Raw genomic sequence first — 26,007 nt, forward strand, 5'->3', positions numbered from 1 at the left:
GGATTCTTTTGCGCCTATCTCATTTTTTACTGCTTTTTTCAATTTTAAGGAAAAAACAAAACCAGCGAACCGATGGTGTTGTTTCGGTTAGCTGGTTTGTCTACGCTCTGAGACCTACAAACTGTAGGTCTCATGTAGTCTTAATGGCAGGGGCACCAGGATTTGAACCCGGGGCACGTGGTTTTGGAGGAATCTTTTCAATGGCAAAGAAATCTTTTTTTTATGCTATTTATTAAGGATTCTTTAAAGAAATGACCTATATTTTGACCTATATTTTATGGCTTGATTTTGCATAAAATAAGCAATCTAGTTACATTCCTGTTGGACTTCATATTCTTTCACACGCCTATAAAATGTATTGGGCTTAAGGCCCAGTTCTTCCATGGCGTTCCGTGCCGTGATATTCCCATCTTTCCAGTTCTTATATACTGTCTTGAATTGTTCCTGGTCTATGGCTATGGGCTGTCTACCTTTATATTTGCCCTCAGCTTTAGCAATGGCAATTCCTTCACGCTGCCGTTCAAGCATACATTCCCGTTCAAATTGGGCCAGCCCGGCAAAGATGGTCAGCATTAATCGTCCTTGTGGTGTTGTGGTATCAATGTTTTCTTTCTGACTGATAAACTGAACACCCTTGGAGGATAGCTCATCCACGATATTCAGAAGGTCCTTAGTGCTCCTTGCAAGTCTGGAATAGGACTCCACTACTACAGTATCACCTTCACGCACATAGTTAAGCATAGCCTTTAACTGTGGTCGGTTGGTATCCTTCCCGGATAGCTTTTCGATGAACACCTTGGATGCGTCCAGCTGTTCCATAATGACTTCCTGCCGTGTCTCGTTCTGTTCTTCGGTACTGACCCTTATATACCCAATGCGTTCCATTGTGATTCCCTCCATTTATTTGTTGGATTCAGTCTAGCACGATTTCTAAAGTGTGTCAATAAGATGTGTTTTACATGAAATGTTTCATAATTTGTTTTATGATTTGTATGACACATAAATATGGCCTTTTTCAATATGTCGTTAGAGCATGCCCTATTGAAATACCGCTTTGTAGGTAGTTGATAGGGAATTGTTCTGATTGCGTATTTCATTTTATCAAGATATCGTAGAGGGTGGGGGTGGTTTACTAAAAATCTTTAAGCATCGTTCGTCATAAAGGCCCACAGGTACCCTTGATTGAGTATGACCTTCTGGAATAGGGGGATATTAACTAAATGAGAACTCAATAATGAGTTTTGATATATAAACGCTTCAAATAAAAAAACAGGGCAAAAAATATGCCCCGTAAGTCATAAAAACGTATGAAATTGGCGATTAGAGCCATTTTATTTTCTTTACCCATATGTAATGACCTGTGGATTTTAAAAGTGGCTAATATATACCTGTACATTGAATTTTCTACATTGCTTTGTAGAATATCCATGATATAATGCCATTACAGGCGTGCTACGTCTGGCCTACTGGTTGCGGTATGTGGTGCCCCTAGAAAGGGGTTCTATGCTGATAAGGATTATTCTTTTTCTGGTTGGATATCTCGTATTTGTGGGACTTGTTTTATACTGGTTCCATGCGGCAACGCTTAAACGAAAATATGATGAATCAATTTGGGAAAAGATAATGAAAGAATTGACGCAAAGAAAAAACCGCAAATAACCCTAGTAAAGTGATTGCGGTTTAATCATAAGCTTGGGCACCGTGACCGTGGCCAGTAGTGCGCCTGTTTGTATGTTTATTATAGCACCAATTGATGGAATGTCAAATGGGGTGTGTCAAAATCCAGATGTCGGTTTAACCAACCTCCGAAAATTAAACAACGCCGGTGAGAAATTCATCACTGAATCCGGCGTCTACAAGCTAGTGAATTATTTCAGTAATTTCTATGTGGTCCGCATATTCACCGACTGTGTTAATGCTCTTTCTATCGTCCAGTCCTTTTTAATTCTAGCCCAAAGCGTCCCAGGTTTAATCTTTAGCATTTCTGCCCATTCTGTAATACAATGTGTTTCACCATCATAAGAGATTAGGTGATTGCTGGATTTGTGCCGTTGTTGTTCGGATAGTGTAATCCATTTACAATTATCTGGGGAGTAATCCATATCCCGATTAATCCGTTCAATCGTTAAATTGTCTGAATATCCATGAGTTAATGCCCAGTTGTAGAATGTTATATAATCGTCCCATTCCTGGCAAACTTTTACTCCTTTTCCCCCATACCATTTATAATTCTGGTTTTTCGGATAGTTACACCGTTTTCGCATTCCACGCCATATTTCATACAATCGTGTTCCGTGTCGTTCTATACGTCCACCTCCTAAAAATTATTGGTTTATATTGTGGTAACATCGGCCGAAAAATAAGCCAATCTATTTATTCCATCGAAATACTAAAACGAGAATGACAAAGGGGGAGTCGAAATGACCACCCCCAATATTTATCCAGCCAAAAGATGTCCTCAATTTTGAGGAGATGAATCAAATGAATTACTTCCATTCTTCCACACTGATGGGGATGTCATCACCGTATCCAGCCGAAAGATTGCAGAGGATTTTGGGAAGAGGCATGCAGAAGTGCTTCGGGGTATTGATTATGTATTAGGAAACGACTCAACGCAAAATTGCGTTCAGTATTTCATCACATCTGAATACAGAGATTCGAGCGGGAAAAGAAACAAAGAATACCTCTGCACCCGTGACGGATTCACTTTATTGGCCATGGGGTTTAAAAAAACACTTCATCAATTGACACAAAGGGAAATACTTCTTTAAATATTGCCATAAAATGATAATCTGGCATAATTTCGTTACACTCGATATCTAAATATTGACCAATGCTGATATAATGCTCATCATTACTTAAACAGTCGGCCATTTCTTCAAGCGTTAAATCCATTGATTCTCTAAATTCTCTTAATTTCATTAATTACCTTCTTTCATTCATTTTAATTACAGTAATCGTCAATAATGAACCCTGGTTTGTTGGGAGGGATGTGGCTGAGGCGTTGGGGTATGGAATAGGAAAAGCTCCAACTAATGCAGTAGCAAATCATGTTGATGAAGATGATAAGCTGAGTCATCAAATCAGTGACTCAGGTCAAAGGAGATCAATGACCATCATCAACGAATCTGGCTTATACTCACTCATCCTATCCAGCAAGCTTCTACAAATTCTTCATTTGTGATGATTTAACAATATACAGGACGATTAATACCCACGCTGAAATCATTCTTAACATTTAGATTCCCTTCTGTCTGATGACGTTAATTTTCCTCAATGCTATTTTTTCTAAATCCCGATGCTCCACCACGTTAACCTCGACAACATCACAGAAAGCCTTTATCACTTCCCGGTCCCCAGTTATCACACAGCATTTTGAAAAATCTTCAAAGTTAAAATACAAATGGCCTGAATCATCCTTATAAACCTGGATGGTATCCCCGCTCTTGCTTTTGATTTTAAAAACAGTTGTTACAATTAATTTCATAATAGCATTCCTCCTTAGTGTTGATATTTTTATCATTCTGTTGGATAGGGGAAAGTATTATAAAAGTAGTCGTTTAAATGTAGTGCAGAAATACCCGTTTTACCCGTCTAAGACACGCATATAGCGATTTTTTTGTCTTAACAGGTACACATAGTAGGGTAGAGAAATAAAAATCGCTTAAAAACGCTTATTTAAAATTCTAATAGCGGATTCCCTTCTGAATCAACTACCCCACAGGATGGAATTTCATGTTCCCATCGTTTTTCTTGTTTGAATTTTGTTTCCCAATAAATTTTACCTTTCCCTTTGTTGTACTTATTTGTGAGATATGCAGCCAATGTACTGAGCATGGCTTCTGCCCTTTTGGGTGTTCTGTCATTGCCATCTTTTGGTAATTCATAGTGGAATAAATGGGGATGCACTTCTATAAATTGATTGCAAAGTTCTTTTTTTTGTTTATCGTTATACCATTCTGGGAAATTGTAGTATTTCTGGTTGATTCTCAAATGATATTTTGAATAAAAGTCGCTCTGTACGCCGTTTAACAATATTCGATCTGGAATCACCTTCCCAGGATTTAGCCTTTTCCATTCTGATATTTTATAATCCATTGCCTGAGTACAAGCCTTTTGAGCTTCTTCTTCTGTTTTAAAATAACCTAATAGAATATAGAACCGTCTGCCCATAATCTGAGCTTCCCATTTCCCAATATCCTCTAAATATTCAATGGTTGTTTCGTTATCTATAATCACCTCCATAGTGTTTTATAATATGCCGACATCCACGATTTAAGCTTTTCTGGACAACACTTCTGCATTTTCCCAATAATTGTGCTGTATCTGCTTGATTAAATCCCTCCATTCGCTTAAGCAGGCATTCCCTTGTCACTGTCTTTATTTTAGGACTATACCTTATAAAATCCTCTAAATCATCCAGCGTAAATAGTAGTCCATAATCTGGCTTCGTTCTGGCATATTCCCGAAGGGTGTAATAGTTTATGATTATCCGTTTTAAAATATCAACGTTGCATAAGTCCTTATCCGTGATTTCTACATTAATATGTTCGTCTGGTATCACCTTCCATCCATTACTCGTTTTTCTGAACACACTGCAAGTATTCACATATAATGTAAACTATATCATAAAAACGTTAAAAAGTCAAGATGTTATGAAAATAAATGAAAATATTACAAATAGATTGAAAATATTACATAAAAGGGTTGATGGACTGGTAATGTGAGAGGAATATCAAAGGCGGCGTTTTGCCGACTTAGTTCAAACTAACCCGTCAAATCGACTGGGCAGGTCATCGACTCTATAAAATAGCAAAACTGCCAAAACAACAGCTTTGGATAAATGGGGTAGCGATTCACGACTCCATAACGATTCGTTATGTTAGGTTAAAAAAGAGCATGTCCATATTGATAATGAGGATGGGATAAACTATCCCGGCGTTTGATGAGGTCCCAAAACAGGATTTCATCGGCGGAAATTCCGCCGCCAAATTACTGGGAGATATCAAAACCCAATTTGGGGTTATGGTAGAGGAATAACAAAGTATTGACCTTCGAAAGTTTTCTGAAGTCCTTTAAACGGACATCTGGATAACGGATCGTTATTGAGTTTAATCTTGGTTCAACCAATTTAGAAAACCCCCAGCAACCTTAAACAGGTCCCAGGGGCTTGAAAAAATAGCTATATCGTTGTATAATGTGGGTAGAAAAGAGTGGCCCGCTTTCGGCGGTACTGCCTCTACAGATTTTTAATCAGCTACCCACTGACGGTCAAATCATAGGGGTAGCTTTTAGTACCATATAAGTGTAAATGTTAGATGCAAACCAGCATCCGAACATTTACACTTATTTTTTATTATAATAAGGGGAGTAATTGGACTGGCGTGTAGCTTTTGGGATCAAAACATCCGACATCAAAACAGTCATCCAACCCTTTATTATAAGCATTCGTTTAAGCAGGTTGAAACACATCAAGTGCTTTCGCGTAACGAGCTAAATTGAATTGTAATAAGTGTGGATGGAACAATTACACAATTCACAAGGAGGTGCACCGTTAATGATAAGTGTTGGAATCGATGTATCAAAAGGAAAAAGTATGGTTTGTGTTATGAAGCCAGCAGAAGAGATCATAATATCCCCTTACGAAATAGAGCACACAGAAAAAGATTTGTCTGATCTTGCCAGTATGCTACTAAAAATGAATGACGAGGTACGTATTGTGATGGAAGCCACGGGGGTTTATCACTTACCCTTACTCAGTTATTTTAAAGACAAGGGATTATTCATATCTGTTATTAACCCCTATGTCATGAAAGAATATCGAAATCAAGGCTTACGACGCGTTAAAACAGATCGCCAGGATGCCAAGGCTATTGCAAATTTCGGAATTGATCATTGGTTCCAGCTCATCAATTACACGATGGAAGACGCAACGTATTCGGAATTGAAACTTCTCGGACGCCAATATCGGCACTATATGGAGATGCGGGTAGAAAGCGTTCTGGAACTTATCCATCTTTTGGACTATACCATGCCCGATATAAAAAAAGAATTAAAGGGATGGCAGGAAAGCAATAATAAAGATAAGTTATCTGATTTCGTAGAAACATGGTGGCATTATGACTTGATTACCGCAAAGACCGAGAAGCAGTTCATTCGGAGTTACTTGTCCTGGGCAAAGAAAAAGGGATACCACCAGAGCCACGATAAAGCCGTCAAAATTTATCAAAAGGCCAAAGAAAGCATCCCAACACTTCCCTCAGATCAGGCATCTACTGAAATGCTGGTGAAAGAAGCGGTCAAGGTATTACGAACAATCGATAATACCCTTAGTGTCATTCTATCACGTATGAAAGTCATTGCCAAGACCCTTCCAGAATATCCGATTGTTCGGGCTATGGGCGGTGTTGGTGAAACCCTGGCTGTTAAACTCATTTCAGAGATTGGTGATGTCCGACGTTTCCACAAGGGAAAGGCGCTTGTCGCTTATGCCGGCATTGATGCCCCACCTTATCAATCCGGACAATATGTTGGGACACGACGAAAAATCTCAAAACGTGGATCATCAAATCTTAGGAAAATCGGATATGAAGTGATGCGGAGTTTAAAAAGCCACAAAGCACCTGAAGATGATGCGGTCTATCAATTCATCATTAAAAAAGAAAAGGAAGGAAAGCCCAAAAAAGTTGCAAAGATTGCGGGAATGAATAAGTTTCTAAGAATTTATTATGCCCGTGTAATTGCAGTTTATCAGAGCTAATCTACAAAGGTACCCTAACAACCAGTTCGCATGGTCTTTTTGTCATGCCCAATAAAGGATAAATATTACCTTAAATAATACTCCGTTGGGGGTTGACTTTTGTTAGCAGGTTTTCATGCTCTTTTTTAGCCTTTGCGACCGGAAAAGAGTAATGCCACTAGTGCGCCGAATGTCAACATAATCATTAAACTTTCATACACTGTCATAGCATCACCTCCAATCTTATGCAGATTGAGGCAGAAGCCCGCTACCCGGCGAACCACTCTTGGATGGTATTATATCAGGCTTTTAAAAGAATAGGAAGCGATTTCTTTCTCAATAGATAGTGATGTACACATTCGATGGGGCAGAGATTCGCATACTGTATAAATGTGTTTGTCTCATTCATTCTGCATAATGTTTGATGAGTATTACATTCTCTTTTATTCGGTCTGTATAATGAAAGAATTATATTGTGTATTTTCTATCACACATCTGACTGAAAGGAAGTTGTGTAGGACTATTGCTTGCAATAGGACTGACATACTCGATTATTTTTATACAGTATTTTAAAAGAGAATGTTAAGTCTTTCTTGACAGAAAGCCTTGCCCGCCTCACGCCATGGGGCATACTGGCAACACGTTTTTACAAAACGCATTCCCAGTACACCCCTTTTAGTTCGGCGGGGCGCAATATCTATTTTAAAAGATGGAAAAGATTAAAACCTTTGTCGACACAAGAAATATATCTATCTGTTCGAGTTTTATCATTGACGCTGCCTTTCTGGATGGATGAATATTGTGGCATAGCGGTTAGTATGAAAACAGTATGAATGAATATATTTTCTGAATTATGGAATATCCGTTTTGATGTAACATTTTATTATACGCATATGTACGTAAACGATTTTATTTATACGCTGGAAATCGTTTCTGCATGGTCTTGGATGTAATATAATATTCATTTTGTTTTATATCCTGTTATGTTCTGAAATGGCTTATCTATGGGGATACAGCTATTTTCATTACTTATTTTGATGTAACATAATTGAAAAGAAGACAATATTTTACTTGTTTAGTGCAAAAAAGTATGTAATATAATATTTATTTGATTTTTTCGATTTGATATTTACCGCCATTTTTTCGTGCGAGTTTGAACAATGTGTTAAGTTGTTCGCCTCCTATAAAAGTGTTCTTTAAAAACTGTCCAGCCTTTTCATAGTTCTTCTTATCATTTGTGATTGTTCTTATTTTTGTACATAATTCTTTCTGGGCAAATTTCTTCTGTGTTGTATACAATTCTTCTAAGTAGAGGATGACCGCTTGTTCTTCTTCTGGTGTCAATCCTGTTGCCTCTGGTGTGTAGGTATGAATGTCTATCTGTTCAACTTCAATGTTGAAATGCTTGGATAGAATTTCTTTGGTGATATCATCATCCTTGAATGATTCAATTTGTTTTTTCTCGTAGAGGGTATCCAGATAGTATTTACAGTGCATGGAATTGGCTGTATATCGATCTCCAATTTTTTGGCATCCCATCGCATAGAATGAGGATTGATCTTTGATTTTATGCTGGTTAATGAGTTCAGCTTGATTCCTGGCAGTGTGAATGATATCCTGTTCCAGTTCTTTGTAGAAGTCTGTCCCTGGAGAAAGTAATCCATTGGTTTCTGTATGACTTCTCATATACTTTAAATATTCCTGTTCGTCATATGTTAACTTTGGTCGTGTCATATACAAATGAGGCGTGCTTTTTCTGGCTCTTGCCATGAATTGCTTTATCATAGTGAAGTCCCCATCGGTCCAATTGTCGGTTAGGATACAGTATAGATTGGTGATATTCTCATCTTTGAAGGAAATTCCAATGTCAATCCATGATGTGGCAATGAGGATTTCACAATTCAAGGTTCCGTTGTTTGTAATGCTTTCGTATATTGGCTGAATGGTTGGGTGTTCTCTGTCGGTCTTTGAGTGGATGGACAAGGCATGGATTCCTGATTGTTGAAATTCTTCTGCCCAGGCATCACATTTCTTTGTATTGTTTAATAGGATGATTTGTTTCGTATCGGCTTTGTGGTTCTTCCTGACCAGAGCTTTTAGTGCATCTTCTCTTTTTGAATATCCGTCTAAAAGGGTTAAGTGTTTGATATATTCTTTCTGTGTTTGTACTTCGATAATGATGTCGATGGATTGGTAGAAGGGTTCATCTGTACAACAGTGATACAAATAGTCTGGTGTAGCGGTTGCCAGGATACATGGGTTCTTTGTTGCTTTCTCAATAATGCTCAGTGCTGGGACGGTCTGTTCTTCATAAGCAAAGGCTGAATATTGGATGATTTTGTGGATTTCATCAATGAATATAAGGGTGTCATGGTCTGATAGTCCTTCAAAGTCCATCCATTTTAAATAGTCTTCACTACTGAAATAGGTGGTGGAATGAGTGAATCCGGCTTCTTGCCCATTCTTCCTCTGTTGTTTGGATAACATCCGGGTGGGGAATAGTCCAACAACAGTGTTGATAAAATCTTTATTCTGCAAACTTTGGATATACGTTGTCTTTCCAGTCCCCTGTGGGGCGATTAATAAAACGGTCTCGTGCTTTGATAGGTGTTCTTCTATCATGCGTGTTAAGGAGGTATCTTCGGACAAGTATTTAGTTGTAAGCGGGTGTGTTGTTTTTTTAATATTCATGAAGCTATTTTACCATAAAAATGAAAAGATTACAATCATGAATGAAAACAGTTTCTACTCTTTGTCAATAATAGATCAATGTATTTTTGTCCTTTTGAGGGAGATGTTTTTTCCGTGCTACCGTTACTCCTATGACGGGCAGTGAAAGGCTTATAAATAGATACTTTATCAGGATAAAGTGCTTGTGATTTCCCGTAACCTTTATGACTAACGGATAATGAAAAAGACGTACAGCCGAAGCCATACGCCCTTTTGGTTGACACACTGCAATGTGTACTTATTGGTGGTGAATGTTTCCACCCTCTAAACGTGGGATATTTCCACGGATAAAGCTTAATTATGCTGGTAGGGTATCTTCAAATAACCATGGTATTTGCTTTTTGTATTTGTCATTTATTCCCTCGAATGAAACATCCGTCCATTTGAAAACAAAATACTGCCCTTCTTGTTTTTCAATTTCTGGCGGTAGAAAGAAAAGTCCCTCATAGTCGGTTGTGAAGTTGTTAAAATATTCTTCTTCGTCCTCATATCCTTCATCATCTAACCATTTTTCAAAATCGGCTCTACATTCGGGATACTTGTATAAATTTTCTGCAAATTCTAACCAGCACTTACACCAAACTGATAATGGAGAATATTGCCAGTCCCAGCTTCCCATTGTTGTTGGAAGTCCATCAAGGGCTAATGCCATAGGGTTTAAAATTTCATGGGCCATTGCGGTTGTGCCTTCTTGTTCTATCCGATAGAATGCGGATTTTGTACCATCCATAAAGACTTCTAGCATTGATTTGTTGTAATAGTCTTTGGGTGGGAGGGTGCAATCCAGAGCATCTAGGATAGTGGGAATTTCAAAGAATTCTAATTCTGTATTCATTTTATTATACCTCTTTCATAAGTTCTTGAATTTCATCAATCATTGCAGCAAGTTCCCGAATACGACAATCGGGGTCAGAAGCTTCTAAATAATTATCATCCTCTAAAAGGACTTCTCGTTGGTGAGATAGGTTATGGATCCGTTCGTCAATGGTTCCTAGTACTAGATTTAACGCTTGTTGGGCGGTCATTTTATAGGCCCTCCTTTGAAAAGACTGTCCCTGTTGGATACAATGTATTTTCTTTTTTTTGAATTGGTTCAGGATTAGACAAGCTATTCATTTGTGCGATTTCGTCAATTTTGTTGGCGTTGATTATGTGCGTATAAATATTGTAGGTGGTTGATACGTCCGCATGGCCCAATTGATGTGAGATTATTTTAATATCAATTTTATTTCTGAACATAAATGATGCGTAGGTGTGACGCAATGTGTGCAAACCTGTATATTTTGAGTTTCCGTCATCGTCCACAAGGCCAGCTTTTTTCACGATTGTTTTAAATGAGCGTTCAAAATTAGAGGTTGATATTGGTTTTCCATCTGGAGTAGACAACAACAAGTCCTTTGGTTCTTTGTTTACAGTAAGGATTAATGCCATTGATACAGCATATCCGACAAGAGTTACTGTTCTTGTACCAGCTTCCGTTTTAGTAGATTCCTGTATATAGCGGGTCGTTTGTTTGGATTCCATGTCAAAAAAATCAACAACGTTTGAATGGATGCTCAGTGTGTTATTTGTAAAATCACAATCTTGTACCTTTAATGCCCGTGCTTCACCGGAACGTATTCCTGTGTTGAGCATTAAAACAAACATTGGGCCATATTTGTAATGAAACATTTTTTCACCATCAAGGCCAGGTGTAAGGGCTGTTTTGATAAATATTTCCATATCCGATTCAGTGAAATACTTCAATTCTTCATCTTTTGTTTTAAATTTGTGTTTTGGTGGTAAAGCGACTACACCCATAGGGTTATATGTAAGGTCTCTTCTCTTGATTGCATATGTGATACAGTTGTTTAAGCTTTGGTACGCTTTTTGAATGGACGAATGTTTCAGCCCATCTTCAAACATACGGTTGATTACTAAATCTTGTATATGTCCATCTGTCAAATTCTGTATTGGGATATGTCCAATATACGGGATGATATGCTTATTCACAGTCGCTAGAACACGGGTGTATGATGTGGGCTTCAATTCTATTTTTTTCTTTTGTAACCACTGATTCATATATTGTTCAAGTGTGATTTTGGTTGGGTCAACTCGAGACAGATTGTGCATAAAGCGGTATTCATCCATTTTAGTTGTTACTTCTGCCTCTGTCCTCCCATAAAAAGATTTATATTTTGGGTTTCCTCCTTTCGTTAATTCCTGTGTTAATATTTTTCCTTCATACCGTCCATCATTTCTTAGTTTTACAGTTCCGGTCCCAAAAGCTCTTTTGGAAGGTTTTTTCTGTTTTGCCATTATGACCTCCTTTTGATTCAATTATACAAGGGGAAATTGGGAAGTCAATAATATTTGACCTATATTTGACCTATATTTGAATCGAAAAAAGGTATATTTCGGGTGTAAAAAGGATAATAATTACTGAAAAAATAATTGAAAAAAAGCATAAAAAAATCCCCAAACCCGCTATATCAGTAGGTTTGAGGTTGTAGGCTATGGCAGGGGCACCAGGATTTGAACCCGGGGCACGTGGTTTTGGAGACCACTGCTCTACCAACTGAGCTATACCCCTAAAATTGGCTACGGATGCTATTATATAGCAAGAAAATCAAAAATGCAAGACAAATTTTTAAAAATATGTTATACTTATCAAGTAAATTGAAAAAGAGCATTTGTGACAATAACAATGTGATTAGGAGGAAGAATAAATGAAACAGGCGTTAACAGCCAGTGGTTCCCTTTCAATTTGGTTTGATAGTGCAAAAGAAGCCTTGAATAAAATGGGCATTAGTTATCAGGTCAACGAGGAGGAGCCTTCAATTATTGGTCAGCATGGTGACATGGGACCCATCCAAATTGATTTTAAAGTGCCAGTAGAAGGTAAAACCCGGATGGAAATTACTGTCCAAAATCCAGAACTGATTAATGGATTTAAAAGAGCCGTTGCACCAGAATACAAAAGCCTTTTAGCGATGAGTGTACAGCAAAAAGAAACTGAGTTAGCAGCACCACCTGAATTACCACCACAACAGGAAGAAGAAAAACCGACGGGACCGGTCGAATCGGAGGAGACAGAAACAGAAGTCTTGGGGACTACTGATGAGATACCTCAATCTGCAGATAATCGAGAAGAAGTAACTGAGGTGTTGGATCAGAGCGCAGAAGAACAGACGCATATAATACCGGAAGAAGAGACTGCCCCGATTATCGAAAAAACACAGAAAGAACGACGTTGTAAAGCTTGTGGAGCCTTTTTAGATAATCAGGATAAAGTATGTCCAGAATGCGGGAAAAAGCAAGGAAATGGTGGTTTAATTGCAATGATCATCGTTGGCGCAGTGATTATCGTTGGTGCGATTGGTTTTATGCTATACACCTTCGTTTTTTCAGGACAGAGAAGTAATACTTCTACAAATACACCAACGACAACACCTTCTACAACAGTGACACAACCGACAACTACTAGTTTAGTAACCAATGCTCAATTTGAACAAATTCAAAACGGGATGACTTATGCCGATGTTGTTGGAATATTCGGACGAGATGGAACATTACTATCAGAGTCTACTTTTAAAGATGAGAGTGGTAATGATGTCCAATTGAAAATATATTACTGGGAAGGACAAGGTGAAGCTGGAGCAAATGCCAGCGTATCTTTCCAGGGAGATGTCGTGGTAACGAAATCTTCTTATGGTTTACAATAATAAAATATAAAAAGCCTTCCGATTATCAAAGTAATGTAATCTGAAGGCTTTTCTACTTGCCATAATTCTCAGTTTTGGTATAATAATACTAAAACTGTTTAAGATTAAAAACAGGAATAGAACCATTTGACGAATGTTTAAGGAGGAAGAAATGGAAGAAGAGATTAGCTTACATGAGATACTTGATCTTTTGCGAGATAATTGGAAATTTATTGTGGGCCTGACAGTGGTTGCTGTTTTAATTACAGGGATTTTTACTGTTTTTTTTATTGCACCAAAGTATAGTAGCAGTACAACCTTAATTGTTGGAAAACCACAAGGATATTCGGAAACAGGTTCCAGTGCTACCTATAATGATGTCTTAACAAATCAAAAACTGGTAGGGACCTACAGTGAAATTGCGAAAAGCGAAAGCATCATGTCCAAAGTTGCTAGTAACCTGCACTTGACCTATACGGACAAGCAGCTTGCCGGTATGGTGGAAGTAACAACCGTAAATGATACAGAGCTTATTGAAATTACAGTAACGAGCACAGACCCTCAGGAAGCGGCAAATATTGCAAATGAGACAGCAACGGTATTTATGGATAATATTGCGGGTTTAATGAAGATTAATAATCTACAAATAGTCGATGCGGCTAAAGCTGACAATAAACCCGTTTCACCGAATTTAAAGTTGAATTTAGCTATTGCATTTTTGCTGGGAGTTGTTATTAGTGTATTTAGTGTATTTATTAAGGAAATGCTTAATACAACTGTAAAAAGTGTAGAGGAGCTTAAAAATTTAGTTGGAGATATTCCCATCGTTGCGGTTATTCCACATGCTAGTGAATTAAGTAGTGAAGGAGAGAAGTAAGGATGAGAAGTTCTATTGTAACCTATAAATCACCTAAAGATCCCATTTCTGAAGCTTTTAGAAATATGCGTACCAATATTACCTTTTCTGATATTGATAATGAGATAAAGGTTTTGACAATAACCAGTGCAGGTAAGGGTGAAGGGAAATCGACTATAATGGCGAATTATGCAGTTGCCCTTGCCCAATCAAATAAACGTATTTTAATCATGGATTGCGATATGAGACGGCCGCGGGTTCATCGTTTATTTGAACGAAATAATCGTGTGGGGTTATCAAATATATTAGTTAGGGAAGTTGATATTGCAGATGCGATTCAGCGCACAGAGGTTGAGGGATTGCATTTGATTTCATCAGGACCAATACCACCAAATCCATCAGAAATGTTGGGAAGTCGCCGGATGGAAGAATTAATCGCATTACTGAAAGAATCCTATGATTATGTTTTAATTGACGCACCCCCGGTTGGTGTTGTTACAGATGCTGCTGTTTTATCGAAAGTCACGGACGGCTTCATCTTGGTAACGGCCCTAGAAGTAACCAATAAAGAGGGCATCAAGTTAGCAATTGCAAATATCGAAAATGTAGGCGGGCATATTGTTGGTGTCGTTGCGAATAATACGCCAACAAACAAGCGTAGTGGCTACTACTATTATTATAGTGCTTATGAAGAAGATAAACCAAAGAATCATACTGAAAAAAGAGCACAAAGGAAAATGAACAAACAAAAATGAACAAACAAAAAATAGAAATACTGAGTGCAGATATTGAATAGAGCGGAGGTGTCAATAATATGATTGATATACATACTCATGTTCTGCCAGGGGTAGACGATGGTTCGAATGGTATTGATGAAAGCATTGAGATGCTTAGGGTTGCGGAATCCTTAGGATTCCGTGCGGTGACATTGACACCCCATTATATGAGTTATACCAATTATACCTCAACCTTATCCAATAATAAAAAAATCATGCAGCAATTGGTAAAAGCCATGAAACAGCAGAATTTAGAGATACAGGTATACCTGGGAAATGAGGTGTTTTATGACCCGGATATTTTAAAAATTTTGGATTCCGATCAATTTATTGCCTTAAATAAAAGTCGATATCTACTGGTGGAAACCGTTCGACATGATGCGAGTGTGGAGAGTTTTGAAGATTTTCTTTATCGGCTTCAACTCAAGGGCTACAGCCCTGTAATTGCCCACCCAGAGCGATACGATTTTATTCAGGAGGATCCCAATGTTTTGTTGGATCTTATCAATAAAGGCTCTTTTATTCAGATGAATATGCTCAGTTTGACAGGATATTATGGACATGGAGCAAAAGAGACTGCCCATATTATGCTGGAAAATAATATGGCTCAATTTATGGCCAGTGATGCCCATCGGGTACGGAGCTATAAATTAATGGATGAAGCCTTGGCAATTGCCCAAGATATTCTGGGTGCTCGTCAGTTTAAAAGAATGATGTCCGATAATCCTAAAGTTGCCTTGGGCGGTAATGGTCGAATTGAATGTGCTCCCAAAGCGTACACTAAACGAAAAAAACATCGATGGAGTCGATAAAAAAGGATGTCCCTACAATTATGTAGTGGCATCCTTTTTTTATAAGAGTATTTTATTCGCCTAAATCCTCTTTAATGGGGACAGTAACCATCCGGTTATAGGCCGAGAAAGCATCATCAACCAATTCCCTTTGCGGTGGCCTGGTCATAATGCTAATGATGGGCACAACGGCTAAAGTGAGCAGCATCGCGAAGGCACCGGCATTAATGGGGGATTTTAACCAAAGGGGGTAAAACTGCCCAAAGAACAGGTTTCCAATCATTAAAAGCGTGCTGAAAAGAAAGGAGAACCAGACAGCGGGCTTGGTCACGCGTTTCCAATACAAGCCATAGAGAAAGGGTGCAAGGAAGGAGCCCGCAAGGGCACCCCATGAAATTCCCATAAGCTGTGCGATAAAGGTAACCGAGCTTTTGTACTGCACAATGGCAATGATGACGGAAATCAGGATAAAAACGACAATTAAGATTCGGATACACAGGATCTGTTTCTTTTCGGACATATTCTTAACGACATTATCTTTAATCAAGTCAAGGGTTAAAGTCGAGCTTGATGCCATGACGAGCGAGGATAAAGTGGACATCGATGCCGATAAAACCAGAATAACCACGATACCAATGAGGATATCCGGCAGGCTTTCTAACATCATGGGAATGATGGCATCATAGCCATCCACCTTTACATCAATCATTCCGGAATAGAGCCGCCCAAAGCCACCAAGAAAATAGGAACCACCAGCAACAATGATGGCGAAAAAGGTCGAAATGACCATTCCCTTATTAATGGCATGCTCATCGGAGATAGCATAGAATTTACCGACCATTTGGGGAAGTCCCCAGGTGCCAAGGGAGGTCAGGATAATTACACCTAAAAGCCCCAGGGGATCCGGGCCAAAAAAGGAGGTAAAAACACCCGCTTGACTGGAGACGGAGGGATCTGAGACCTGGGAAAGGGTAGTGAGTGCCGTTGTAAAGCCCCCATGATTAATTAAAACAGCCGCAATGACAGCAATGATCCCAAAGATCATGATAATGCCCTGGATAAAATCATTAATAGCGGTAGCCATATATCCCCCAGCAATAACATAAACCGCAGTGAGTAGGGCCATAACAATAATACAAACAGAATAATCAATACTAAAGGCCATACCGAAGAGGCGGGATAGACCATTGTATAAGGAAGCAGTATAAGGGATTAGAAAAACAAAGGTAATAATAGAGGCTCCGATTTTAAGAGCGTCACTATTAAAACGCCGGCCAAAAAACTCCGGCATTGTAGCAGAGTCAAGATGCTGGGTCATAATCCGGGTCCGTCGTCCCAGGACGATCCAGGCGAGGCAGGAGCCAAGAAGTGCATTGCCAATCCCAATCCATGTGGAGGCGATGCCATATTTCCAACCAAATTGTCCGGCATAGCCCACAAAGATCACAGCCGAAAAATATGAAGTCCCAAAGGAAAAAGCAGTGAGCCAGGGCCCCACTGATCGTCCTCCCAGGACGAAGCCACTTACATTGGTGGAATGTTTGCGGCAATAGAAACCCACAGCGACCATGCTACTGAAAAAAAGAATCAAAAGGGCCAACTTAACAATCATAAATTCCTCCTAAATAACGGCGCATTGCCGAAGTGATAAAGCCCCTTCAGGCAATAAAAAAACGCCCTCAGGAAAGAGGACGAGAAAACCCCGTGATACCACCTCAATTTCGCACGGCCTCACGGCGATGCGCTCGGAGAGTACGTTGCCCTTGGCAGTTATACTCCTGCGCGTTAACGGGCGCACCCGTTGCAGCCTACCAGGGAGCCCCCTTCGGTGCACGATTCACAAGATGTATTCGGTACTGCCTATCCTTTGTGCCTTTCACCAAACGGCACTTCTCTGGAAGGAATTGGAAGCCTACTTTTTCCTGATCGTAATCTTTAATAAAACTTAGTCAAAGAATATCATGCTAAAGTATAAAAGTCAATTGAAAAATCAGAGAAAAATTATTTTGTTTAGGACTTGACAATTGTGAGGAAGGAGTCTATAATTTACTTAATTTAAAACATCGATAGTGTGTTACTGTTCAATCAGGCATGAGCTATTCAAAACGATTTAGAAGTTTTTGGATGCTGGTGCCTTTTTTGTATTAAAAAATATCGATGTAAAAGTAAATAGGAGGAAATTATGAAAGATAAGATTTTTGGTGTGCTTCAGCGTGTCGGGCGTTCCTTTATGCTCCCCATCGCCTTATTGCCAGTCGCTGGACTTTTACTGGGGATTGGTGGATCATTCAGTAATCAAACGATGATTGAAGCCTACGGCTTAACGGCGGTAATGGGGGAAGGCACCGTTCCTTACATGATCTTTACGATTATGTCGGATGCAGGGAATATTGTCTTTGCCAATCTTCCCATTCTTTTTGCAATGGGGGTAGCCATTGGGATGGCTAAAAAGGAGAAGGCTGTTGCGGCCCTATCCGGTGTGATTGCCTACATGGTAATGCACACAGTCATCGGTTCGCTCATCCACCTGACGGGGACCTTCGATCCGGCATCCTTGGCCATTGCAAATGACGGACTAAAGCTGGCAGCGATGAACAGTGGTACAAATTTTGTTCCCCTTGTGGCGACACACATGCTGCCATCAGGATCCATTACCACAACCATCGGGATTGAATCTTTGCAGATGGGGGTTTTCGGTGGGATTCTTGTGGGACTTGGGGTCGCGGCTTTGCACAATAAGTTCTATAATATCGAGTTACCGCAGGTTATCTCTTTCTTTGGAGGAACCCGATTTGTGCCAATTATTTCAGCCTTGGTTTATTGTTTAGTTGGTGCGGCTATGTTCTTCATCTGGCCCTATGTTCAGATTGGAATTAACGCTCTGGGGGATTTAGTGATTCGTTCAGGCTATGCGGGAACTTTCATCTACGGTTTTATTGAACGGGCACTCATTCCCTTCGGGTTGCATCACGTATTCTATTTACCCTTCTGGCAAACAGCCTTGGGGGGGACCATGGTTATTGATGGCAATTTAGTGGAGGGTGCACAGAATATTTTCTTTGCTCAGCTGGCAAGCGGAAACGTCGAGCACTTTAGTGTTGAAGCAACCCGATTTATGTCTGGGAAATTCCCCTTTATGATCTTTGGACTGCCTGGGGCTGCACTGGCCATGTATCGCTGTGCCCGTCCGGAAAAACGCAAAGTGGTTGGGGGTCTGCTTCTATCCGCCGCTTTAACTGCTATGATTACCGGGATTACAGAACCCATTGAGTTTACTTTCTTATTTGTTGCACCATTCTTATATGTGATCCATTGTGTTTTATGTGGCCTTTCTTATATGCTCATGCACATCCTTAATGTTGGTATTGGGATGACCTTTTCCGGTGGGCTTATCGATATGTTCTTATTCGGAATTCTTCAGGGAAATGCCAAAACCGGATGGATTTGGGCGATTGTTGTGGGAATTGTTTACTTTGTGATTTATTACTTCCTATTTAGCTTCCTCATTAAGAAATTGAATTTGAAAACACCCGGGCGTGAGGATGATGATACCGAGCCTAAATTGTACACTCGGGACGATGTTAACGAAAAGAATGCTAAGGGTGAGATGCTTTCAGACACCCATCAGATTTCGATGCTGATTACTAAAGGACTTGGTGGGAAAGCGAATATTGTTGATGTCGATTGCTGTGCCACGCGATTGCGGTGTACCGTTAAGGATGCGAATAAGGTGAATCAGCCCATTCTGAAACAAAGCGGAGCGGCCGGAATTATTATAAAAGGCAATGGTGTCCAGGTTATCTATGGGCCAAGGGTATCTGCTATCAAATCAAATTTGGAAGACTTTTTAGAAACACCCCTGGCCGATCAGTTGGAAATTGACAGCCTGCCGGCTTCTGGCCCCGCACTGCCTGATAAAAAAGAAGAGACTGCCTCTGAAAAGACTGGTTTGGTAGAAACCTTTATCGCACCGATATCTGGTCGATTAGCTCCCATTGAAGAAACCCCGGATGAGGTTTTCAGTCAGAAGATGATGGGTGACGGTGTGGTTATATTCCCAAAGGGGCATCAGGTATATGCACCCTGCAGTGGGACAATCAGCGTCTTCTTTCCGACCAAGCATGCCATTGGAATCACCAGTGACCATGGAACCGAGCTGTTAATCCATGTGGGCATTGATACGGTTAAACTGGATGGAAAGGGCTTTGAAGGTCATATTGAGCAAGGGCAGCACGTTGAGGCGGGAGACTTGCTGTTGACCTTAGATCTGGACTTTCTTGAAGCAAACGTGCCGTCTACGGCAATCCCCATCATTTTTACCGATCTTCCAGCAACAAAGGAAATGGAAATAATAGCCAATGGAGAGATTAAAGATAAAGAAGATATTGTTAAAATAAATTCTTAATAGTATAATACAATTAGATGTCCGTTAGAAGAAGGCTGGAACATGATGTGCTCAGCCTTCTTTGTATTATGATCAGGATTGTAAATAGAGGGTGTGTCGTGTATTATATAAAAAAGGTTCTGAATAATAATGCCGTGGTTGTGGTTGATATTCAGGAAAAGCAAGAGATTATTTTTATGGGAAAGGGAATTGGCTTTGGGAAAAAAGTAAACCATCCCTTTGAAGAAGGCCCGGGGTCTAAAAAGTATATTCTCAAACAGGCCACCGAAAAGGGATCCACAGATGATTTACTGAATTCCGTTAATCCCCTTTACGTTGAAATTGCAGGGGCCATTATCGATTTATCAGAAGAAGCCTTTGGGGATACCGCCATCGATAATAACATCCTTTTGCCTTTGGCAGATCACATTGCCTTTTCTGTGGTGCGGATGCAGGCTAAAATGGCGATGCATAACCCCTTTGCAGAGGATATTCGGTTGCTCTATGAGGATGAATATGCCGTTGCCCTAAAAGCCAAAGACATTATTGAAGCGCGGACGGGCTTTTTTATTCCCGATGGGGAGTTGGGGTACATCACCTTATATATCCACTCCGCATTATGTGATATGGGGGTTTCCCAATCCCTGAAAATTACCAGCATCATCCGGGAAAGTGTCGATCGAATTCAGGAAGAATGTCAGATTGAAGAAATCGGAACCATTGCCTATAACCGGTTGCTGTATCATATTAAATGCATGATGACCAGAGCCAATAAAAATGAAGCGTTAAATCAGGATATGATTGCCTTTACAAAGGAAAAATGTGCCTATTCCTTTAATATTGCAAAGGCCATTTGCCATGGATTGGGGGAGGAGCTTGGGATGTGCTTTACTGAAACAGAAATCAGTTATCTCGCGCTTCATATTGAGCGGATTCGGACCAGCCCAAAGGACGATTAGGAGGAAAAATGCAACCAGAGCAAATAAAAGATTCACTCACACACTACCAAACAGAGGCACATAACCTGCGGCGTCAGCTCCATCAGATTCCTGAGCGTGGCTTCCAGGAATTTAAAACCCAGGCCTTTATCATGAATTATTTGGAAGGATTGGGTTTGAAACCAGAAAAAATCATTGGCACCGGTGTGGTTGTGTTTATCCCAGGAAATGGGCTGTTCAATGAAACCGTCGCTTTTCGCTCTGATATGGATGGTTTGGATGGTACAGAGGATACGGGGCTTGAATATCCTTCCCGGAATGAGGGGATGATGCATGCCTGTGGTCACGATGGCCATATGACTATGCTTTTAATCTTTGCGAAATTCCTGGTGGAGCATCCGGGGCTGATCCCCCGAAATATCCTGCTGGTGTTTCAGCCTGCGGAGGAAGGTCCCGGAGGGGCAAAGCCAATGGTGGAGAGCGGTGTTTTTGATCGTTTTGGTGTCGAGGCCATTTTCGGGACCCATCTCTTTCCCTTCATTAAAGAAGGGGTGGTGGCCACGGCCCCAGGCCCAATTATTGCCATGACTTCAGAGTTTTATATTGATATTTTAGGAAAGAGTGGTCATGCGGCAAATCCGGATCAGTGCATCGACGCCATTGTAGCCAGTGCGGACTATATTTCTTCCCTGCAAAAAATCATCAGCCGGACCCTGAATCCCAGAGCAGAGGCTCTGCTCTCTGTAGGAACGATTGAAGGGGGGACCCGGATGAATGTTGTGGCTGATAAGGTGAGCCTTTCCGGGACGGTACGTTCCTTTGATGAAGAAATCCAAAAAGAAATGAAAGCCCGGATGGTAGAAATGGCCCGGGGGATTGAAATAATGTATGGCTGTACCATTAAGATTCGTTTTGACGATATGTATCCTCCGGTGAAAAATAATCCTGAGCTGTACGAAAAGGTTTGGCCCGTATTGGGTGAGCAGAAACAAATCTTCGAAAAACAAATGATCGCAGAAGATTTTGCCATGTATGGAAAGAAAATACCAGCACTTTTTATGGGATTAGGCACCGGGAATGAAGAGAAAGGCTTTATCAATGGACTGCATTCTCCAAATTTTAATTTTGATGAAAAGGTGCTATTGTCTGGGGTAGCGGTCTATTGTCACATTGCAATGAATGAAAGAGCTTATAAAGCATAGGGGGAAATATGTACGACGATTTTGCACAGGTATACGACGCATTAATGACCGAAATCAATTATAAAGAATGGGCGGATTATCTTTTTCGCGTGATGCTCAATGCCAAAAATGAGGTGAAAACCATTTTGGAATTTGGTTGTGGTACAGGGAATATTACTCTGGAGCTTGCCCGAAAAGGCTATGAGATCACCGCAGTGGATCTTTCTGAAAATATGCTCACCGTAGCGGATGAGAAAATAGAGGAAGCCGGTTTAAATAATGTCCGCTTTTTTATGGGGGATATGAGTAACTTTGCCATTCAGGAAAAATTTGATGCGGTCATTTGCTGTTGTGATAGCGTTAATTATCTTCCGAACTTAGAGGCCTTTAATAATTTCATCAGCTGTAGTGTCGATGCTCTGAAGCCCGGTGGAATGCTGACCTTTGATATGAATACTAAAACAAAATATCAGGAAGTCATTAAGGACAGAACCTTTGTGTATGATTTAGAGGATATTTTTTGTGTTTGGGAAAACGACCCCCATATCGATGAAATGCGCATGGACTTTGACCTCTCCTTTTTTGTGGAACAGGAAAACGGGCTGTATCAACGGTTTGATGAAAAACAAAGCCAATATATCTATAGTGCTGAAGATATTTTTCATATATTAAAACGCCCGGATTTAATCAATCAGCGGGTGCATGCATTTGGTACATTTATTGCAGGTGGAAATGAAAATGACCGCATACAATTTATAGCTGAGAAACGGTAGTTTTATTAAGAATAGACAAAAATACTTAAAAATACTTGTAAAAAGCAGTTGACAATGAGTGCGGACTACCGTATAATAAGGTTCGTACTCGTTGTGATGGTCGCTTAGCTCAGCTGGGAGAGCACCTGCCTTACAAGCAGGGGGTCACAGGTTCGAGCCCTGTAGCGACCACCATTTTACGTAAGCGAACCGCTAATACACATACGGCACAGCCGTGAATGCGTGTCGGGCAGGAAGTGCCCGAAATACATTGTGCATGGTGTGTCTCACGGTGAACATGCAAGTACAAAAAAGTAACATGCGGCCTGGTAGTTCAGTTGGTTAGAATGCCAGCCTGTCACGCTGGAGGTCGAGAGTTCGAGTCTCTTCCAGGTCGCCATATGCCCAGATAGCTCAGTCGGTAGAGCAGGGGACTGAAAATCCCCGTGTCGGTGGTTCGATTCCGCCTCTGGGCACCACTAATAATAAATAAAGTAATGTTTATAAGCGGAAATGGCTTAGTGGGAGTGTTTAGCACTCTTGAAGTGTTGGCACGAAGAAAAGAATGATCGTTATAAGCGGAAGTGGCTCAGTGGTAGAGCATCGCCTTGCCAAGGCGAGGGTCGCGAGTTCAAATCTCGTCTTCCGCTCCATTTTTTTGTTTAGAAAAAGTTTCGGTGCTATAGCCAAGCGGTAAGGCAAAGGTCTGCAACACCTCTATCCCCAGTTCGATTCTGGGTAGCACCTCCATACATCCTGCGGGTGTAGCTCAATGGTAGAGCCCCAGCTTCCCAAGCTGGTTACGAGGGTTCGATTCCCTTCACCCGCTCCATTTAAAATGAAGCGGAAAACCGCATAAACAAAGGACTCCTGGTCGAATCGGCCGGGAGTTTTTTTGATTGCCTACATATCAAAGAAAGTCAATTGTTCAGAAAGATACGGTGCCTTATACGTACGGATGATATCAGCCATGTTAAAGAGAAGATTTTGTTGTGCGCATAAGCCTTTAAAATCGTACCACAGCGCCTTGGCTTCGGGGCAATGACATTCATAGGCGCTGCCAAAAGCTTTGGCATAACGTTCGGGTAAGCGGGCGTGGGGGAAGGCCTGTCGCAAAGCATTAAAATACCATTCCCGTTGATTTTCCCGAAGGGTGACACCAAAGGCGGGATAAATAAAACGAGCACCCGCCGACGCACAGCCTTCAATTAATTGGGCAATAGCTTGGACATCATCCTCAATAAAAGGTAACACCGGCATGAGTAAAACCCCGCAAAAAATACCGGCTTTAGCCAGGGCCTCAATGGCTTTTAACCGCTGGGTGGGTGAGGGGGCCCGGGGCTCCACCTTAGCAGCCAGTGCATCGGAAATTGTGGTAAGGGTTATTTTACAAAGGACAGGGGAGTGGTGCGCCATGGACTGCAGCACGGGAATATCCCGGGTGATTAAATCGCTTTTGGTGGCAATGGCAACCCCAAAATGATAGCGATCGAGGAGACTCAGAGCAGCCTGGGTTAACTTGAATTTCTGCTCTTGGGGGTTATAGGGATCGCTCATAGCACCTGTTGCCACAACGCCCTTTTTTTGTTTGGAGCGCAGCTCAGACTGGATAAGGCTGGTGCTGTCTGCCTTGGCACGAACGGTATCAAAATCCGTCATTCCGTAGCAGGAAGAACGGCTGTCGCAATAAATACACCCATGGGAGCAGCCGCGGTAAATATTCATATTATAATCGGAACCAAACCAGGCATCGCTGCGGGTCCGTGTGATGATGTGTTTGACTTCTAACATTTCCATAGAACTATTATAGTGTAAAAAATGACAGCTTTCATTAAAAACTTGATGTATTTGAAATTGGGGGTTTCTTTTCATCGGGACATCTGTTACAATTAGCCCATAACTCAATAAGTAAAGATAGAGGCGCGTGCTTTAAAAGTAGCCACCAGGATCAGGGCAAGCTGATGTGACGGGTGGTGAAAGGGAAGGACGCCGAAGGGCATGGTATTTGTCGATCATGTTCCTGGGCTCATTGTTAAGAGCAATGGGACTGTCATCGGAAGATGGAGTGCTATCAATCTCAATAAAGGCGTTTTTGGCGCTGTGACTTTGAATAGCTGGTATCTTTACTAGCTTTTTTTAATATATTGACACAGGAGGTCGCTATGAAAAAGTATAATGTCGCTGTTGTTGGTGCAACAGGTATGGTTGGTCAGAAAATGTTGGAAGTCTTAGAGGAATTAAAATTCCCGGTGGAAAACCTCTATCCCATGGCTTCTGCACGTTCAGCCGGGAAAAAAATTACCTTTGCGGGGAAGGAATACGAAGTTGAGGAATTAACACCTGAAGCCTTCGATAAGGATATTGATGTGGCATTATTTTCAGCCGGCGGCGGAACCAGTGAAAAATTTGCCCCGGAGGCAGCTAAGCGTGGTGTCATCGTTATTGATAACAGCTCTGCCTGGCGCATGGACCCAGAAGTCCCTCTGGTGGTTCCAGAAGTTAACCCGGAGGATTTAAAGTGGCATAAAAATATTATTGCCAATCCGAATTGCTCCACCATTCAGGCCATGGTTCCCTTGAAACCTCTTAATGAAAACTATGGGATTGCGCGGATTGTTTACTCCACCTACCAGGCTGTTTCTGGCGCTGGGGTCAAGGGGTATCAGGATTTAGAGAATGGTATCCAGGGGGAAGAACCCCAGAAATTCCCGCATCCCATTGCCTTTAACTGTCTTCCCCATATTGACGATTTCCTTCCCAATGGCTATACCAAGGAGGAAATGAAAATGGTGAATGAAACCCACAAAATTCTTCATGATGATTCCATTGCCATTACTGCAACGACCGTTCGGGTACCGGTGTACAACAGCCACTCCGAAAGCATTAACTGTGAACTTCGAAAACCTTTTGAGGTTGAAGAGATCCAGAAAATGTGGGAAGAAACCCCAGGCTGTATTGTCCAGGATAATCCGGCGGAAAATGTCTATCCCATGGCTGTTACCGCCACAGGGACCAATGAGGTCTATGTTGGGCGGATTCGCCGGGACTTCAGTATTGAAAATGGTTTAAATTTCTGGTGTGTGGCCGATAATATCCGTAAGGGCGCAGCCGCCAATGCGGTACAGATCGCCTTTGCTCTGATTGATCAGGGCTTGATTTAAGAGTAGGATACAAAGG

24 protein-coding genes, 7 tRNA genes, 1 riboswitch and 1 other annotated feature are annotated in these 26,007 nt (G+C 40.9%); of the genes, 19 read left to right on the plus strand and 12 right to left on the minus strand.

The features are described 5' to 3' along the window. The coding region (locus BLU30_RS14350; RefSeq protein WP_207647996.1) for a hypothetical protein at positions 1-236 on the plus strand (236 nt) is incomplete at its 5' end. A 70-nt stretch (positions 237-306) separates the two neighbouring features. Here BLU30_RS14350 and BLU30_RS08445 read toward each other — a convergent pair. Continuing rightward, positions 307-885, minus strand: coding sequence for a recombinase family protein (locus BLU30_RS08445; protein WP_090245459.1), 579 nt, complete (start codon positions 883-885; stop codon positions 307-309). 1,655 nt (positions 886-2,540) lie between these two features. Here BLU30_RS08445 and BLU30_RS08450 point away from each other — a divergent pair. Then, the gene (locus tag BLU30_RS08450; RefSeq protein WP_242873554.1) at positions 2,541-2,771 is read left to right on the plus strand and encodes a Rha family transcriptional regulator; all 231 of its coding nucleotides are present in this window, start codon (positions 2,541-2,543) and stop codon (positions 2,769-2,771) included. Here BLU30_RS08450 and BLU30_RS14095 read toward each other — a convergent pair. After that, on the minus strand, positions 2,725-2,922 hold the full coding sequence (locus BLU30_RS14095; RefSeq protein ID WP_143024220.1) for a helix-turn-helix domain-containing protein: 198 nt from the start codon (positions 2,920-2,922) through the stop codon (positions 2,725-2,727). The genes BLU30_RS08450 and BLU30_RS14095 overlap by 47 nt on opposite strands. 34 nt (positions 2,923-2,956) lie before the next feature. On the opposite strand from BLU30_RS14095, the gene BLU30_RS08455 reads away from it, so the two are divergent. Next, positions 2,957-3,184, plus strand: a complete 228-nt coding sequence (locus BLU30_RS08455) for a BRO-N domain-containing protein (RefSeq protein WP_278286247.1) — start codon at positions 2,957-2,959, stop codon at positions 3,182-3,184. A 54-nt stretch (positions 3,185-3,238) separates the two neighbouring features. On the opposite strand, the gene BLU30_RS08460 is transcribed toward BLU30_RS08455, so the two are convergent. Next, positions 3,239-3,487 (minus strand): hypothetical protein, encoded by a 249-nt coding sequence (locus BLU30_RS08460; RefSeq protein ID WP_090245464.1) that lies wholly within the window; start codon positions 3,485-3,487, stop codon positions 3,239-3,241. Between the two features lie 191 nt (positions 3,488-3,678). Beyond that, on the minus strand, positions 3,679-4,245 hold the full coding sequence (locus BLU30_RS08465) for an AP2/ERF family transcription factor (protein WP_090245465.1): 567 nt from the start codon (positions 4,243-4,245) through the stop codon (positions 3,679-3,681). A 1,312-nt stretch (positions 4,246-5,557) separates the two neighbouring features. On the opposite strand from BLU30_RS08465, the gene BLU30_RS08475 reads away from it, so the two are divergent. Next, positions 5,558-6,760 carry an IS110 family RNA-guided transposase gene (locus tag BLU30_RS08475; RefSeq protein ID WP_090245468.1) on the plus strand — a complete coding sequence of 401 codons (1,203 nt, stop codon included), beginning with the start codon at positions 5,558-5,560 and terminating at the stop codon, positions 6,758-6,760. Positions 6,761-6,885: 125 nt separating this feature from the next. Here the strand turns inward: BLU30_RS08475 and BLU30_RS14750 are convergent, their stop codons facing one another. The 6 genes from BLU30_RS14750 to BLU30_RS08505 form a co-directional block, all read right to left on the minus strand. Next, complete coding sequence (locus BLU30_RS14750; protein ID WP_479691030.1) at positions 6,886-6,966, minus strand: putative holin-like toxin; 81 nt, start codon at positions 6,964-6,966, stop codon at positions 6,886-6,888. An 877-nt stretch (positions 6,967-7,843) separates the two neighbouring features. After that, on the minus strand, positions 7,844-9,430 hold the full coding sequence (locus BLU30_RS08480; protein ID WP_143024221.1) for an AAA family ATPase: 1,587 nt from the start codon (positions 9,428-9,430) through the stop codon (positions 7,844-7,846). Positions 9,431-9,767: 337 nt separating this feature from the next. Next, positions 9,768-10,304 carry a hypothetical protein gene (locus tag BLU30_RS08490; protein WP_090245473.1) on the minus strand — a complete coding sequence of 179 codons (537 nt, stop codon included), beginning with the start codon at positions 10,302-10,304 and terminating at the stop codon, positions 9,768-9,770. A gap of 4 nt (positions 10,305-10,308) precedes the next feature. Next, entirely contained in the window at positions 10,309-10,494 is a 186-nt protein-coding gene (locus tag BLU30_RS08495) for a hypothetical protein (protein ID WP_090245475.1), read from the minus strand. A gap of 1 nt (position 10,495) precedes the next feature. Then, the gene (locus tag BLU30_RS08500; protein ID WP_090245477.1) at positions 10,496-11,767 is read right to left on the minus strand and encodes a tyrosine-type recombinase/integrase; all 1,272 of its coding nucleotides are present in this window, start codon (positions 11,765-11,767) and stop codon (positions 10,496-10,498) included. A gap of 198 nt (positions 11,768-11,965) precedes the next feature. Further along, positions 11,966-12,041: transfer RNA gene (locus tag BLU30_RS08505), tRNA-Trp, on the minus strand. Between the two features lie 136 nt (positions 12,042-12,177). Here BLU30_RS08505 and BLU30_RS08510 point away from each other — a divergent pair. The 4 genes from BLU30_RS08510 to BLU30_RS08525 all read left to right on the plus strand — a co-directional run bounded on the left by BLU30_RS08510 (position 12,178) and on the right by BLU30_RS08525 (position 15,596). Beyond that, positions 12,178-13,173 carry a zinc ribbon domain-containing protein gene (locus BLU30_RS08510; protein WP_090245479.1) on the plus strand — a complete coding sequence of 332 codons (996 nt, stop codon included), beginning with the start codon at positions 12,178-12,180 and terminating at the stop codon, positions 13,171-13,173. Positions 13,174-13,324: 151 nt separating this feature from the next. Beyond that, the gene (locus BLU30_RS08515; RefSeq protein WP_176770874.1) at positions 13,325-14,029 is read left to right on the plus strand and encodes a YveK family protein; all 705 of its coding nucleotides are present in this window, start codon (positions 13,325-13,327) and stop codon (positions 14,027-14,029) included. A 2-nt stretch (positions 14,030-14,031) separates the two neighbouring features. Continuing rightward, positions 14,032-14,763: a CpsD/CapB family tyrosine-protein kinase gene (locus BLU30_RS08520; RefSeq protein WP_090245481.1), complete on the plus strand. Its 732-nt coding sequence runs from the start codon at positions 14,032-14,034 to the stop codon at positions 14,761-14,763. 59 nt (positions 14,764-14,822) lie between these two features. Next, positions 14,823-15,596, plus strand: a complete 774-nt coding sequence (locus BLU30_RS08525; protein WP_090245483.1) for a tyrosine-protein phosphatase — start codon at positions 14,823-14,825, stop codon at positions 15,594-15,596. 52 nt (positions 15,597-15,648) lie between these two features. Here the strand turns inward: BLU30_RS08525 and BLU30_RS08530 are convergent, their stop codons facing one another. Then, positions 15,649-17,187, minus strand: a complete 1,539-nt coding sequence (locus BLU30_RS08530) for a sodium:solute symporter family protein (RefSeq protein WP_090245485.1) — start codon at positions 17,185-17,187, stop codon at positions 15,649-15,651. Between the two features lie 72 nt (positions 17,188-17,259). Next, positions 17,260-17,514, minus strand: a binding site (T-box leader). A gap of 243 nt (positions 17,515-17,757) precedes the next feature. On the opposite strand from BLU30_RS08530, the gene BLU30_RS08535 reads away from it, so the two are divergent. The 10 genes from BLU30_RS08535 to BLU30_RS08580 all read left to right on the plus strand — a co-directional run bounded on the left by BLU30_RS08535 (position 17,758) and on the right by BLU30_RS08580 (position 23,662). Next, the gene (locus BLU30_RS08535; protein ID WP_090245487.1) at positions 17,758-19,980 is read left to right on the plus strand and encodes a PTS sugar transporter subunit IIABC; all 2,223 of its coding nucleotides are present in this window, start codon (positions 17,758-17,760) and stop codon (positions 19,978-19,980) included. A 98-nt stretch (positions 19,981-20,078) separates the two neighbouring features. After that, the gene (locus BLU30_RS08540) at positions 20,079-20,918 is read left to right on the plus strand and encodes a PRD domain-containing protein (protein ID WP_090245489.1); all 840 of its coding nucleotides are present in this window, start codon (positions 20,079-20,081) and stop codon (positions 20,916-20,918) included. Between the two features lie 8 nt (positions 20,919-20,926). Then, on the plus strand, positions 20,927-22,099 hold the full coding sequence (locus tag BLU30_RS08545; protein WP_090245491.1) for a M20 metallopeptidase family protein: 1,173 nt from the start codon (positions 20,927-20,929) through the stop codon (positions 22,097-22,099). Between the two features lie 8 nt (positions 22,100-22,107). Beyond that, positions 22,108-22,851 (plus strand): class I SAM-dependent DNA methyltransferase, encoded by a 744-nt coding sequence (locus tag BLU30_RS08550; RefSeq protein WP_090245493.1) that lies wholly within the window; start codon positions 22,108-22,110, stop codon positions 22,849-22,851. Between the two features lie 98 nt (positions 22,852-22,949). Continuing rightward, positions 22,950-23,025, plus strand: a tRNA-Val gene (locus tag BLU30_RS08555). Positions 23,026-23,153: 128 nt separating this feature from the next. Next, positions 23,154-23,230: transfer RNA gene (locus BLU30_RS08560), tRNA-Asp, on the plus strand. Positions 23,231-23,233: 3 nt separating this feature from the next. After that, a tRNA-Phe gene (locus BLU30_RS08565) sits at positions 23,234-23,309 on the plus strand. 99 nt (positions 23,310-23,408) lie between these two features. After that, a tRNA-Gly gene (locus BLU30_RS08570) sits at positions 23,409-23,483 on the plus strand. A 23-nt stretch (positions 23,484-23,506) separates the two neighbouring features. After that, positions 23,507-23,580: transfer RNA gene (locus tag BLU30_RS08575), tRNA-Cys, on the plus strand. An 8-nt stretch (positions 23,581-23,588) separates the two neighbouring features. Beyond that, positions 23,589-23,662, plus strand: a tRNA-Gly gene (locus BLU30_RS08580). 71 nt (positions 23,663-23,733) lie between these two features. On the opposite strand, the gene BLU30_RS08585 is transcribed toward BLU30_RS08580, so the two are convergent. Beyond that, a complete protein-coding gene (locus BLU30_RS08585) occupies positions 23,734-24,627 on the minus strand; it encodes an SPL family radical SAM protein (protein ID WP_090245495.1) in 894 nt (297 codons plus the stop codon). Positions 24,628-24,737: 110 nt separating this feature from the next. Continuing rightward, a riboswitch (Lysine riboswitch) is annotated at positions 24,738-24,909 on the plus strand. Positions 24,910-24,992: 83 nt separating this feature from the next. Here BLU30_RS08585 and BLU30_RS08590 point away from each other — a divergent pair. Then, a complete protein-coding gene (locus tag BLU30_RS08590) occupies positions 24,993-25,991 on the plus strand; it encodes an aspartate-semialdehyde dehydrogenase (RefSeq protein WP_090245496.1) in 999 nt (332 codons plus the stop codon). The last annotated feature ends 16 nt before the right edge of the window (positions 25,992-26,007 follow it).

Source organism: Eubacterium barkeri (assembly GCF_900107125.1).
GTDB classification, from domain to species: domain Bacteria; phylum Bacillota; class Clostridia; order Eubacteriales; family Eubacteriaceae; genus Eubacterium_O; species Eubacterium_O barkeri.